This is a genomic window from Paraburkholderia sp. SIMBA_054 (assembly GCF_046534875.1).
GTDB classification, from domain to species: domain Bacteria; phylum Pseudomonadota; class Gammaproteobacteria; order Burkholderiales; family Burkholderiaceae; genus Paraburkholderia; species Paraburkholderia hospita.
On record NZ_JAWRXV010000011.1, the window covers coordinates 185,737 to 198,476 of the forward strand.

At 60.4% G+C, this 12,740-nt stretch carries 11 protein-coding genes; 8 read left to right on the forward strand and 3 right to left on the reverse strand.

All coding sequences use genetic code 11. The features are described from left to right. The first annotated feature begins 11 nt into the window (after positions 1-11). Complete coding sequence (locus tag SB822_RS16065; RefSeq protein WP_007580090.1) at positions 12-602, forward strand: OmpA family protein; 591 nt, start codon at positions 12-14, stop codon at positions 600-602. A 24-nt stretch (positions 603-626) separates the two neighbouring features. Further along, entirely contained in the window at positions 627-1,544 is a 918-nt protein-coding gene (locus SB822_RS16070; RefSeq protein WP_410855176.1) for a hypothetical protein, read from the forward strand. Positions 1,545-1,585: 41 nt separating this feature from the next. Here the strand turns inward: SB822_RS16070 and SB822_RS16075 are convergent, their stop codons facing one another. After that, complete coding sequence (locus tag SB822_RS16075) at positions 1,586-2,392, reverse strand: IclR family transcriptional regulator (protein ID WP_007580093.1); 807 nt, start codon at positions 2,390-2,392, stop codon at positions 1,586-1,588. A 157-nt stretch (positions 2,393-2,549) separates the two neighbouring features. Here SB822_RS16075 and SB822_RS16080 point away from each other — a divergent pair, with 157 nt between their 5' ends. The 5 genes from SB822_RS16080 to SB822_RS16100 all read left to right on the forward strand — a co-directional run bounded on the left by SB822_RS16080 (position 2,550) and on the right by SB822_RS16100 (position 7,815). Further along, the gene (locus SB822_RS16080; RefSeq protein ID WP_007740184.1) at positions 2,550-3,320 is read left to right on the forward strand and encodes an ABC transporter substrate-binding protein; all 771 of its coding nucleotides are present in this window, start codon (positions 2,550-2,552) and stop codon (positions 3,318-3,320) included. 81 nt (positions 3,321-3,401) lie between these two features. Continuing rightward, entirely contained in the window at positions 3,402-4,058 is a 657-nt protein-coding gene (locus SB822_RS16085) for an amino acid ABC transporter permease (protein ID WP_007740186.1), read from the forward strand. After that, positions 4,055-4,813, forward strand: a complete 759-nt coding sequence (locus SB822_RS16090; RefSeq protein WP_410855177.1) for an amino acid ABC transporter ATP-binding protein — start codon at positions 4,055-4,057, stop codon at positions 4,811-4,813. The genes SB822_RS16085 and SB822_RS16090 overlap by 4 nt, the downstream gene beginning before the upstream one ends. A 2-nt stretch (positions 4,814-4,815) precedes the next feature. Then, positions 4,816-6,111 (forward strand): NAD(P)/FAD-dependent oxidoreductase, encoded by a 1,296-nt coding sequence (locus SB822_RS16095; RefSeq protein WP_410855178.1) that lies wholly within the window; start codon positions 4,816-4,818, stop codon positions 6,109-6,111. A gap of 822 nt (positions 6,112-6,933) precedes the next feature. Next, positions 6,934-7,815, forward strand: a complete 882-nt coding sequence (locus SB822_RS16100) for a potassium channel family protein (protein WP_208545681.1) — start codon at positions 6,934-6,936, stop codon at positions 7,813-7,815. Positions 7,816-8,448: 633 nt separating this feature from the next. Here SB822_RS16100 and SB822_RS16105 read toward each other — a convergent pair. Next, on the reverse strand, positions 8,449-9,954 hold the full coding sequence (locus SB822_RS16105; RefSeq protein WP_079502889.1) for a DASS family sodium-coupled anion symporter: 1,506 nt from the start codon (positions 9,952-9,954) through the stop codon (positions 8,449-8,451). 610 nt (positions 9,955-10,564) lie between these two features. Between SB822_RS16105 and SB822_RS16110 the strand changes: the two genes are divergently transcribed. Continuing rightward, on the forward strand, positions 10,565-11,530 hold the full coding sequence (locus SB822_RS16110; RefSeq protein WP_410855179.1) for an SAM-dependent methyltransferase: 966 nt from the start codon (positions 10,565-10,567) through the stop codon (positions 11,528-11,530). Positions 11,531-11,783: 253 nt separating this feature from the next. Here the strand turns inward: SB822_RS16110 and SB822_RS16115 are convergent, their stop codons facing one another. Then, positions 11,784-12,641 (reverse strand): MBL fold metallo-hydrolase, encoded by an 858-nt coding sequence (locus tag SB822_RS16115; protein WP_007580107.1) that lies wholly within the window; start codon positions 12,639-12,641, stop codon positions 11,784-11,786. Positions 12,642-12,740: the final 99 nt, after the last annotated feature.

A 12,740-nucleotide genomic window follows, 5' to 3' on the forward strand; every position in this document is an offset into this window, starting at 1 on the left:
GAGGTCGGGGTATGTCTGGCTCAATCGTTTCGTTTCTGAGGGGACGTCCAGCGCGCGGGGCGTGGGTCGTCGCGCTGTGTGTGGTCGCGTGCGCGAGTGTCGCTCATGCGGAAGACCCGGTGGTCAAGGAGCAGGACATCGATGAAAATTCGGTGACCAAAGCGCTGACGCCGGAGGATAACGACAACATCGTCACGCGTGGCTTCGTGCTGTCGAACAAGCCCGGTGCGGCGGCGAAGCCGGCGGCCCCGGCGAAGGCGGCATCGCTGCAGATGCTGATCACGTTCACGACCAACTCGTCGACGCTCACCGACACCGCACAAGCCGCGCTCGACAAGGTGGCTCACGCGCTGCAATCGGACCGGCTGGCGGCGTATCGCTTCCGTGTCGAGGGGCACGCGGACCCGCGCGGTGCGGCCGATGCAAACATGAAGCTGTCGCAAGACCGCGCTGCCGCCGTCGTCGAGTATTTGACGCAGAAGGACGGTATCGCGGCCGAGCGTTTGACGTCCGTCGGCAAGGGATCGTCAGAGCCGCTGAACAAACGCAATCCGACCGCGCCGGAAAACCGTCGCGTGACGATCGTTACTGTGACGAACTAGGCGCGAGCGGCCGTAGTGGCGGCGATGACAATTTCCTGCAAACACGGCATCAGGTTGACGGCGGCCTGCGCGCTCTCGTTGTCGGCGGGGTGGTCCGCAGACAACGCATGCGCGCAGGCGGGCAGCGCGCGGCTCGAAATGCAGAGCGAGCACGTCGACATCCGGCGCATTCCGATCGCTCAGCTCAATGCGTCGTTGCCGGGCGACGCCAGGCTCGCGCTCTTTGCGATTGCCGACCGTCCGGGATTGTATGTGATGCACGCGCCGAGCCTGACCGAGCAGGGCGCGATGTTTTCACGAGTGGTCGCGTTATTCGAGCGCCGCGACATGCCGCACGATCGTATCGTGACGATGGCAGCGATCGCGACTCACGCGCGGCGCTTCGGCACGGACCCGGCGGGACTGACGGCGGGCAATAATTTCAGCGCGGTCGAACTCGCGCACTTCTTCGACCTGGCGCATCAACAGCGTCTGGAATTGACGCCGGGCGAACGTACGCTGCAACGCGTGGTCGTGCAAATGGGGCTGATCGTCGAGCGCGATGGCAACTGGCAGGCACGCAGCACGCATGATTTTCTGATCACGATTCCGGGGCTGGGTCCGGCGCCCGGCGGCGAGATGATCGATGCGCCCGTGCGGGCGGCGATCCTCAGCCATGAACTGGGTCACTGGCAATATTTCTCGAACGATGCGTACGCGCACGCATGCCGCTCGTTCTGGTGGCACGAACTCAGCTACGCGGAACGCGCGGAACTGACCCGCCAGCTCGAGGGCATGGGCTACGATCCGAGCGACAGGATCGTCATCGATGAGATGCAGGCGTATTTGCTGCATACGCCGGCGCGTTATATGCCGTTTGCGGACGTGCCAGGGCCAGCCGGAGTCGATATCGCGAAGATACGCAACAAGCTGCAGAAAACCGTGACCACGGCTAGTCGATGACACGACGAGGTGATCGATGATCGATCGTAGGTCGTTGATCGCTACTCCAACGTCCGTATCGAGTTGCTGATACCTCTCGCGCAGTCGATAACGGCAGGAGCGAGCTTCTGCCGAGCGTCTTCGAAAGTCCATCTGCTTGTGGGCGCAACCACATGCACGGCAGCAACGGGGCGCCCCTGGCTGCCGACCACGGGCGCTGCGATCGACATATCGCCGATGAACAGTTCCTCGCGGTTTGTTGCATAGCCTTGCTGACGAGCTTCCACCAGCCTTTCGCCGAGCGTCGCGAGATCCGTCACGGTGTTCGCCGTAAACGCCACGCGGTTCATCTGTTCCAGGCGCGTGAGCGCCTCGTCGACGGGCAATGCACACAAAAATGCCCGCCCGCTGCCTGTGCAATACATCGGGATGCGGCTGCCGATGGGCATGTGTATCGGCACGAACTTCGTCGACACAAAACGTGACACGTAGACCATCTCATCGTCGTCCGGCTCGGTCAGATTCGTGGTTTCGCCCGTGATGTTCGTGAGCTCCGACAGGAACGGATTCGCGACGTCGATCAGCGTGTCGGCAGCGAGATAGTTGAAGCCGATCTGCATGACGCGCGGCGTGAGCTGATAGCGGCGCGTCAACGGATGCTTGCGGACATAGCCGAGCTTTTCGAGCGTGTAGACCATCCGCTGCGCCGAACTCTTCGACATCGACGTCGCGTCCGCGACTTCAGCCAGCGTCATCGTGCGGCGCTTCGCGCTGAACGCGCGCAGCACGCTCAAACCCTTTTCCAGCGACTGATTGAAAAGCAGGTCCGGGCCGCTTTGGGCGCCGTCTTCGGCAGGCGGAAGGTTCATTGTCGTCTCAATCTTGAACGTGATATTCCATCATAGCGTATCGCATATCGATACACAAAAATCTCTTTTCGATTTTTTTGATTCGATTATGATTGTCTGGCGGTCACAAAACGAAATCAGCCAGCGCGTCCTCGCTGGCTCCTGCCAGGAGATATGCATGGTTACGTTCGTCAAACGCTTCACCCTGTTTGCAGTTGGTCTTACCGCCTCTTTCGCGATTGCGTCGGGTGCCGTGCATGCCGCCGAACCGACCTACAAGGTCGGTGCAACGGCCACGGGCGTGCCGTTCACGTTTCTCGACATCAAGTCGAATTCGATCCAGGGGATGATGGTCGATGCCGTCACTGCCGCCGGCCGCGCGGCCGGCTTCAAGGTCGAAGTGCAGCAGAACGTGTTCTCGGCGCTGATTCCGTCGTTGACCACGCAGAAGATCGACATCATTTCCGCGGCGATGCTCAAGACGCCGGCGCGCCAGCAGATCGTCGATTTCTCCGACACCGTCTATTCGTACGGCGAAGGTCTCGTCGTGAAGGCCGATGACAAAGGCCATTACACGTCGATGGACGACTTCAAGGGCGAAGTGGTCGGCGCGCAGGTCGGCACCGCGTTCGTCGATGCGCTGAACAAGAAGGGCATCTTCAAGGAAGTCCGCACCTACGATTCCGTCGCGGACATTATGCGCGACGTCGCGCTCGGTCGCATCAAGGCAGGCTTCGCGGATCAGCCTATCGTCGCGTATCAGTTGCAGCAGGGTGCCAACACGCAGGTGCGGCTCGTGCCCGAGTATCAGTCGGCTGTGAAAGGACAGGTGTGCTTCATCGTGCGCAAGGGCGACACGGCGACACTGGAACAGCTGAATAGCGCGATCAGGAAGATGAAGGCCGACGGCACGCTGCAGCAGATCCTGCAGAAATGGCACATGAGCTGAACGGCACGCCGTATCGCTGCATTCGAACCTGTCCGCGTGTGAATGCGCGCGGACGATCTGCCAGGCGTGTCGGGAGGCGCGATGTTTTTGCAGAACGCAATCGATTTTCTGCCGATCCTGCTGAAGGGCGCAGTCATCACCATCGAGATCACGGCCTGCGCATTCGTGCTCAGTTCAATCCTCGGTCTGGTGCTTGCCTTGCTGAAAGTGTCGCGCAACCGCGCGGCATCGACGTTCGGCAGCACCGTGATCAATCTGATCCGCGGGCTGCCGATCATTGTGCAGCTGTTTTATATCTACTTCGTGCTGCCCGACATGGGGGTACAACTGTCCGCGTTTCAGGCGGGCGTGATTGGTCTGGGCATCGCGTATTCGGCGTATCAGGCGGAGAACTTCCGCGCGGGCATCGAGGCGATCGATCATGGGCAGATCGAAGCCGCGCACGCGATCGGCATGCGTGGGCCACTGATCATGCGGCGCGTGGTGCTGCCGCAGGCGTTCAGGATCGCGTTGCCGCCCTATGGCAATACGCTGGTGATGTTGCTGAAAGATTCGTCGGTGGCATCGACTATCACCGTCGCCGAAATCACGCGCGCCGGGCAACTGATTGCATCGTCGACGTTCCAGAACATGACGGTCTACACGCTCGTCGCGCTGCTCTATCTGGTGCTGAGCCTGCCGCTGATGTTCGGCGTCAACCAGATCGGCAAGCGGCTCGCCGTGAGGAGAAGCCGATGATCGAGATCAATGGAATATACAAGCGCTTTCACAATCAGGAAGTGCTAAAGGGCGTGAGTTTGAGCGTGAAGGCGGGTGAAGTAGTGTGCCTGATCGGACCGTCGGGCTCAGGCAAATCGACGGTGCTGCGCTGTATCAACGGCTTCGAGACCTACGACGCGGGCTCGATTACGTTCGACGGTGTGCGTGTCGATGCGCACGCGAAGAATATTCATGAACTGCGCATGCGCGTAGGCATGGTGTTTCAGCGCTTCAATCTGTTTGCGCATCGGACCGCGCTCGAAAACGTCATGGAAGGCCCGGTGTACGTGCGCCGCACGCCCATCGCGCAGGCTCGCGAGCAGGCGCGGCAACTGCTCGACAAGGTCGGCCTGTCGCACCGGATGAATGCCTTTCCCGCGGAACTGTCGGGCGGCCAGCAGCAACGTGTTGCCATCGCGCGTGCGCTCGCGATGGAGCCGGAAGCATTGCTCTTCGACGAACCGACGTCCGCGCTCGATCCCGAACTCGTCGGCGAAGTGCTCAACGTGATGCGCTCGCTTGCGCGCGACGGCATGACCATGGTCGTCGTTACGCACGAGATGGCATTTGCACGCGAGGTAGCCGATCGCGTGTGTTTCCTGCACGGCGGCACGATCTGCGAGACGGGTCCCGCACGCGATGTACTGACCGCCCCCCGGCATCCGCGCACACAGGAATTTCTGCGGCGTCTGCTTTCGTCCAGCGACCCTCACGCTACTGCCAACCAGAGCTGAACATGATCGAAGTGAAAGAGGGGGCCGCGCTGCCCGATTCGCTGTGGGCCGCGACGGCGCAGCCTGCGCCTGACACACCGCCGCTTCGTGAATCGGCGTCATTCGACGTAGCGATTATCGGTGCGGGTTTTACCGGTCTGTCGACAGCCCTGCATCTGGCCGAACGCGGCGTTAAAGTGTGCGTGCTCGACGCGGCCGAACCCGGCTGGGGTGCGTCGGGCCGCAACGGCGGGCAGGTGATTCCGGGCCTCAAGTACGATCCCGACGAACTCGTGCATCGCTTCGGTGAAACGGCGGGCAACCGGCTCGTCGAAACAGTCGGCGCGGCAGCCGATAACGTCTTCGATCTGATCGGCAAATACGGCATCGAATGCGAAGCCGTGCGCCGCGGGTGGATTCAACCCGCGCCATCGGCGGCGATGCTCGAAACCGTGACGCGCCGCGCGCGGCAATGGGCAGCGCGCGGCGTCGAGGTCAGTCTGCTCGATGCCGCACAGGTGTCGCAACGGCTCGGCACGAAGAGCTATATCGGCGGATGGGTCGATCATCGCGCGGGCAGCATCCAGCCGCTCAGTTATGTGCGCGGCCTTGCGCGTGCGGCACAAGGGCTGGGCGTGGTCATTCATGGACGCACGTCGGTGACGCGGCTCTCGCGTAACGCGCGCGGCTGGCGCCTTGAGACGCAGGGCGGGGCGAGCGTCGAAGCGCAGCGTGTGGTGATCGCCACCAACGGCTATACGGGTGCGCTTTGGCCTGGCTTGCGGCAATCGGTGATCGCGGCGAACAGCTTCATTGTCGCGACCCGGCCATTGGCGCCGGAGATCGGCGACGACATTCTGCCTGGCGGAGAGGTCGCGTCGGATTCACGCCGCCTGCTACTGTACTTCCGGCGCGATGCGGCGGGCCGTCTCTTGATGGGTGGCCGAGGACCGTTCTCCGAGCCGCGGGCGAACGGCGACTGGGCGCATCTGGAACGTGCCGTGGAACTGATGTACCCGCAACTGAAGGGGATAAGCTATGAGTATCGATGGGCGGGGCGTGTCGCAATCACCTCGGATTTCCTGCCGCACATTCATGAACCCGCACCTGGGCTGAGCATCGCGCTGGGCTATAACGGACGCGGCATCGCGATGGCCACAACGGTCGGCAAGCACCTGGCCGAACGCATGTGTGGGGAATCGCCTGCATCATTCCCGTTTGCAGTGACACCCGTCAGATCGATCCCGTTCCATGGCCTGCAGCGCTTTTACATCACGGCTGGTGTGGCGTGGTATCGCTTGATGGACGCCGTCGCGTAACACGCCTGTCGCATGCCGACGCTCCAGAGAATGCCGTTGGCGAAGGCCTGTCGTCCCAGGTCGCCAAAAGCAGGCAGCGCGAGAGTGCCCCGTGAAGTGCAGGATCATCAGGCGGGCTCGTTGCGTCGCGGCATGTTGACCCCGGCGTTCTTGGGCAACTGGGCCAGTTCCATCCAGGACTGACCGTCGTGGTGGCATGGGAGACCAGGGAGAATGCGCTTCATCACCTGGTAATTCAAAACGGCGAGCGGCTCTAGTTCATCAAGTCACGATATAGCGACCGACATGAACGATGCGTGCACGTGCTCTCGTTCAGGTGTATTCGAACGGGCCACGGTACGCTCACGGCTATCTCGAAGGACAATTGAAAAATCCGAACGGCTACCGCCTCTTTTGCGATTCCCCGTTCATAGCGAATCCTGGATTCAGCGTCTCAAGTTCGGCCTTTGCTGACGTTCACGGGTCGCCGTTGGTAAGGCCGCTTAGGGTTGCTCTTTTGCCATTCGCACCGGCGCGACTTCGAATGTCAATTCTCGCTGCAGTCGGATGAGTACTTGCGACCCTTAGCCACCCCTCAGTCTTCTCGAAAGCGGTCATAGAAGAAGTTAATTGCCCGCCAAACTTGTTCTTCGCCGTATACAACTATCTTCGCCAGCGTTTTGCACGCAGCTCATTGAGTTTTCGGTGGCAATGACGTAAGCGGGCTGCTTCTAGCAGATTCCCCTTTGGCGCAGATGGGCGAGAAGTAAGACGTCGATACTGATGGGCTCGTCATGTCTCTTCGAGTCCGGTCGTTTAGGTGCCAACAATCGCAACGATTGTTTGCACGATCTCGAATTGAAACTGGCGGGAAACATCCAGCCATTGGCAGACGCTCGCTATGGCAGAATCCTCTCACACGCATCCGCGACTGGAATTTCCAGTTTAACCACTCTCAAGCCACGTCAAATTTCAACCGTGCAACGTCAGGTCGCGAGCGTTAGTTCGGTCTCTGGGAAAATTGGTATGAAAAATCCGCAAGATAGGGCCGAATCCGACGAGGATTTGGCTCAGATGATGATAGGGCAAGGGCCCTGCACCTATCTATTACTGCTTTTACTTGGCTTGATCCTCCTGTTTCCCTACCTTGAGGAAGGCATATTCGCTCGCACACTGCTCGGCGTTCTGTTTTCAATCGTGCTGCTCGTGGGCGCTTTCGCCACCAGGCAGACTCGGCGGGGGTTCATCCTCAAACTGGGCTTGGCGTTGCTTGGGGTTGGCCTTCAATGGACTGCGTTGTGGACTGAGAGTATCGCGATTCTGGGCCTTGCCGGGATATCTTATGCCGCCTCTCTTGCAGTCGCGATTGGTGGAGTGCTCCGCTACATTCTCAAGCGCGGGCCAATTACGGCCGACAAGCTGCACGGTGCGCTTGCAGGCTACATCATGCTGGCCTTCCTTTGGGCCTTCATCTACGCCCTGATCGAGAGATCCACCGCTGGCTCATTCGGTCCTGACCGACTCGATTTCACACACGCTGGCACTTTCTTCAGACTGATCTATTTTAGCCTCACGACGCTCACGACCACCGGTTACGGTGACGTTATCCCATTGACCAACCAAGCCCGCTCTTTTGTGATGATCGAAGAGTTTGCAGGCGTGTTTTACGTTGGTGTCCTGATCGCGCGGCTTGCCGGTCTCTATCCGTCGCCTCTGACCAAGTGACTCTCGATCTGCCGGAACCACCATCAGGCATTGGTGATTGGTGTCTGCGCGCTGTCCGGATTGGGCGCAGCGAGGCTGAACTCCCGCCCCTTCGAGGTTCCGTTTTTAGATCGCGTTAGTGCGACAAAAAAAGTGAGAGCAACGAAATAAACGACGAGGAGTCGCGTGCCTTTAGCAAATCGGAGCGTCCATCGCTCGCCAACTGAGCCGTAACCGGCACGGACAGAACCATGATCAGAACAAGGTGCACCGACCGTCTGGACCTGTCTCGCGGTTACTGCGCCGCGATGGCTAAAGCGCTGACCTCTGATCAGCTCGATCACTCGCTCGCCAAGATTGCCACGCAGATGCCCGTTGTAGCGACAAGGCTGCCGCTCAGGCGGGGTGGGCGCCTATGACTGAAAAGGGTCGACTACTGACCAATATGGAAGCGTGAATGACGCAAACCCTTCATCGACTCATCATCAGACCGTGGTCGGCCAGAGGCGGCCCCTGGCAGCGCGTGCCCAAATGATGCCGCTCGTGTCAGCATTAGCCAGCGCCACGAGCTGGCGAGCCTTGCATCACCTTCTAATTGTTCCAGACGCATTGCGTCGTCGCGGTCAGCAGGCAGAAGCAGAACGGACTACTGCTTCACCAGAAGCCAAGCATCTTCCACCAGAGGCTGCCGACCACCGCGAAGATCAGCAACTCCACCGCACACATCACAAAACCAACGCGCCACCAGGTTCCCATCGTGACATAGCCGCTACCGAAGATGATCGGCGAGGTGCCCGTCGCATAGTGGGTCAGGGTCATCATGATCGCCGAGCCGGCCGCCATCATCAGCATGAACGGCGCCACATATTCGGGTGGTATCAGATGAACCCCGACCGTCAGGAAGGCGAGCATCATCGCACTGATGTGCGCCGTCGTGCTGGCGAACAGGTAGTGTGAAAAAACGAAGGCCAGTACCAGGATCGTGGCAGTGGCGCCCCAGCCGATGCCGCTGGCAACGATCGCGCCCTTCATGGCTTCCGAGAACCAGGTGATCACGCCTTGCTTGTTCAGTTGCTCGGCCAGCATGATCAGCGCACCAAACCACACCAGCGTGTCCCAGGCGCTCTTCTCCGACAGCACATCGTCCCAGTCAATGGTGCCGGTGATGATCAGCAAGAACAGGCCGACGAAGGCGACCACTGTCGGATCGAGGATGAACGACGGACCGAACACCATCGCCGGCACGTCGGCCCACAGCAGCAGTAGCAGCGCGAAGGTCCCCAACATGACCATTTCCCTCGGTGACATGGGGCCCATCTTCGCCAGTTCGGCGCGGGCATACGCTACCGCATTGGGTGTGGCATGGAGCTGCGGCGGCGCCAGCACGTAGATCACAAGTGGCATGACCAGCATGCATAGCAGGCCGGGCAGCATCATGCAGAGCGCCCAGCTCGTCCAGGTCAGATGCAGGCTCTGATTGGTCGCCTTGGCGATGTAGTCCACCACCAGCGGATTGGGCGCGGTGGCGGTCAAAAACATCGCCGAGGTGATCGGATTCGAGTGATAGTTGACCATCGCGAGGTAGGTGCCGACCTTGCCCTCGGTGCCCTTGGCGGGATCCGAGTCGAAAGCGTTGGCGATCGACTTCATGATCGGATGCACGATGCCGCCACCGCGCGCGGTATTGCTCGGTGTGAACGGCGCCAGCACCAGTTCACAGACGGCCAGACCATAGCCTATGCCTACCGTGCGCTTGCCGATCAGTGAGATGAATATCAGGCCGATGCGGCTGCCCAGGCCGGTCTTCTTCAGCCCGCGGGAGATCAGGATGGCCACCACGATCAACCAGATCAGCGGACTGTCGAAGGCGGTCAGCGCATCGGCGATCGCCCCCTTGGACGAGGTCGAGGTCACCTGTGACAGCGAGAGGACTACGATTGCCATCACCGCCATGACCCCGATGGGCATGACCTTCAAAATAATCGCAACGATTGTTGTCAGAAATATGGCAACGAGGCCCCAAGCCTTGGGCTTCAACCCCTCGGGCACAGGTAGCAGCAGCAGGGTTACCAGCACGGCCGTTGTGATCAGCGCGGGACCAAGTCGGAACGGGACAACGCTGTTGAAGTAGCGGAACGCCGCTTTTAGTCTCGTGAGCATTCTGCGATCCTTCCCGGAATAGTTGGCCGCATCCGCTGGAACATAGTTCAGAGAGGTCCGTTTGGCAATGGGCAGCTTGCCTCTTCCGCAGTTTCGGGAAGACGCAGACGCTGATCTGTCGTGACGTGCACGCCGGGCGAATACTCTAATTGCTCCCCGCCCAGAGCCATTTTTCTTTTCTCGCGTCGGTAGATCGTCTTAACTACAGCAATGGGCGACAACCGTCGGGGGCTGCTATGTGCGTACAGATTCGGCGAAAAGCGCGAGAAGCTGCGCCAGACACAGCAGTTGAGCACGAAGGACTGTGAGCCTGGCTTAAGCGAATGAGAAACCGGACCGAGGCGTGAACTCCTTGCGATAGCGGCACGGGCGTGGCTTCTGGGACGGCGCGAGTGCCCGGCGCCATGGTCCGGCGCCGTACCCACAACGAAACAACGCAGGCGGTCTTCAGTGCGTTGCCACAGTCCGACCAGAGGATGCAATCATGAACGAGGCAAAGACATGGTCAGGCGCCATGGAGGGCCGCGGCGCGTATAACCGGCACGCAGGGTTACAGGCTGCAGGCGGGGCGCTCGCGTTGAACGCCTTAAAGCAGGCGGCTGCAAGCATTGTGCTGGACGCGATGGACCAGCCAATCGTCATTGCAGAATATGGAGCGTCGCAGGGCAGAAATTCGCAACGTCCGATGCGCGTTGCGATTAGCGAGTTGCGTGCTCGGGTTGGCCCCGATCGCCCCGTTCTCGTCTATCACGAAGATCTGCCCATTAACGATTTCGGCTCGCTTTTCGAGGTGCTGGAGTCAGCCCCGGACCGATATGTCCGCGACGACCCGCAAGTGTACCCTTGTGCGATTGGCCGGTCGTTTTACGAGAGCGTGCTTCCGCCGGCCTACGTGCATCTCGGATGGAGCGCGTACGCCGCGATGTGGTTAAGCAGCGTCCCCACGCAGGTCGCCGACCATATTTACGTGCCCTGCATGAAGGGGGCCGCGAGCGCTGCGTTCCGCGAACAGGGAAAAAAAGACTGGCAGAAGTTCCTGTCGTTGCGCGCCACCGAGTTGCGGCCAGATGGGCGTCTCGTCGTTGTGCTCCCAGGAGCGGACGACGATGGGCGAACGGGGTTTGAACCGCTCATGAACGACGCGAACGATGTGTTGACACAGATGGCAGACGAGGGGGCCCTCACAGAGGATGAACGGGCGCACATGGTGCTGGCGACTTACGCTCGCCCCGAGCGCGAGCTGCTCACTGCATTCGAGACGGACGGCCGGTTTTGCGCGCTATCAGTCGAGCATTGCGAGCGGCTTCCCTTGCCCGACGCCGTGTGGGACGATTTTCTGCGAGACGGGGACGGCGGGCGGATGGTGAGCCGTTATGCTGCGTTTTATCGTTCCACGTTTGTGCCATCGTTGTTCCTCGCGCTTGCGCAACCGGACGACAGGCAAAGAAAAGTCAAGCTGAGCGACCGGTTCGAGCACCTGCTGAAGGTGCGGCTTGAAGCTCGCATGGAGCCGATACGTTCGCAGGTTGAGATACTCGTCTTTGCGCGCGATCCTTACCCGAAGGTTTGCTCGTAACACCCTATTCCACAGCGTACGCTACGTTCCGGCACCTTCTGACCTGTCGCCCTGCGTTCGAAGAACTCCACTCTTCCTACGTTGGAATCTGGCAAATTCAGTTGACGATCAGTAAGTTGCGCCGCGGGGCCAGGAGACATGGCAGACCTCCTCGGCTAGAGCGAATGCAATCTCACCTCGCTCCGCTGCATTGCAGGGCTAAATGCCGACGGATCGGAAACGCGTCATGCCGGAAGGAGGTATTCCGGCGACTTCAATCATTTCGCATGCGTGCAACCAACGCAAGCAAGCGAGCACTCATTTCCCCGGCCGGCAAGTGCGCGAGCCAACCGTGACCAGGAAGCAGCCATTCGAAACGATACGCGGCCAGCTTGCCAAGCGATTCGGCGAGTTCCGTCCATGAATACCAGCACGCGTCCCTGAACGCGATGAGGTCCCGCTCGCGTGGGCTCCAGGCAAGCGAATCACCTGAGAAGAGCACGCGATCATCGAGCAGGTATGCGACGCTACCCCGAGTGTGCCCGGGCAGAGGGATTGCGCGCACGCCGGCCGCAATGCTCGGTACTGACCCGTCGTCGATCAGATCCGTAGCATATGGGGCAGCCGACCTGTCCTCCCGGTGGATCCAGACGCGGGCGCCGAACTGGCGCGCGTATTTGTCTGCGTCTGCGACGTCGTCACGATGCGACAGAAGGATGTGCGCAATACCACCGGCGTCGTCAAACCATTTCACCAGCTCCGCCGCATAGCGCGGTGAGTCGATCAGCAGATTGCCGTCCGGACGCGCCGCAAAATACGAATGTGCGCCAAACGACGACCGTGCGTTGAATCCGCATCGCCACACACCCGATGTGATCTGCTGCGGAAAGATCGCGGCGTTCGGGCGAGGCTGCTTCGTTTCGCTGCGTACCGATGCCGTAGGACATACGAACACCGCACGCCAGACAGCGAGTTGCTCTTCCGGCGTGATGGGCTGCCGAACGAAGACGCTCTTGTCGTTTCTTTCGACGATCAGCTCCGGCGCGACATGACGCGATGCACCGCAATTGATGCACGCTGTGTCGATGTACCACTCCCCTGGGACGGAGTCGGTATTGCGTGGTGGCTTCATTCGATGCTCGCGTTCCGGCAAGTCATGGCGACCTCACGGTTCACCATGATAGATCTTTCAAGAACCCGCCGCAGCCAGGCGCGGTGGCATCCGACGAAT

Coding starts and splice junctions, on each gene's coding strand:
- SB822_RS16105 (WP_079502889.1), bottom strand. CDS start 9,954: ATGCTCACGAGACTAAAAGCGGCGTTCCGCTACTTCAACAGCGTTGTC.
- SB822_RS16095 (WP_410855178.1), top strand. CDS start 4,816: ATGATCGAAGTGAAAGAGGGGGCCGCGCTGCCCGATTCGCTGTGGGCC.
- SB822_RS16090 (WP_410855177.1), top strand. CDS start 4,055: ATGATCGAGATCAATGGAATATACAAGCGCTTTCACAATCAGGAAGTG.
- SB822_RS16115 (WP_007580107.1), bottom strand. CDS start 12,641: ATGAAGCCACCACGCAATACCGACTCCGTCCCAGGGGAGTGGTACATC.
- SB822_RS16075 (WP_007580093.1), bottom strand. CDS start 2,392: ATGAACCTTCCGCCTGCCGAAGACGGCGCCCAAAGCGGCCCGGACCTG.
- SB822_RS16070 (WP_410855176.1), top strand. CDS start 627: ATGACAATTTCCTGCAAACACGGCATCAGGTTGACGGCGGCCTGCGCG.
- SB822_RS16085 (WP_007740186.1), top strand. CDS start 3,402: ATGTTTTTGCAGAACGCAATCGATTTTCTGCCGATCCTGCTGAAGGGC.
- SB822_RS16080 (WP_007740184.1), top strand. CDS start 2,550: ATGGTTACGTTCGTCAAACGCTTCACCCTGTTTGCAGTTGGTCTTACC.
- SB822_RS16065 (WP_007580090.1), top strand. CDS start 12: ATGTCTGGCTCAATCGTTTCGTTTCTGAGGGGACGTCCAGCGCGCGGG.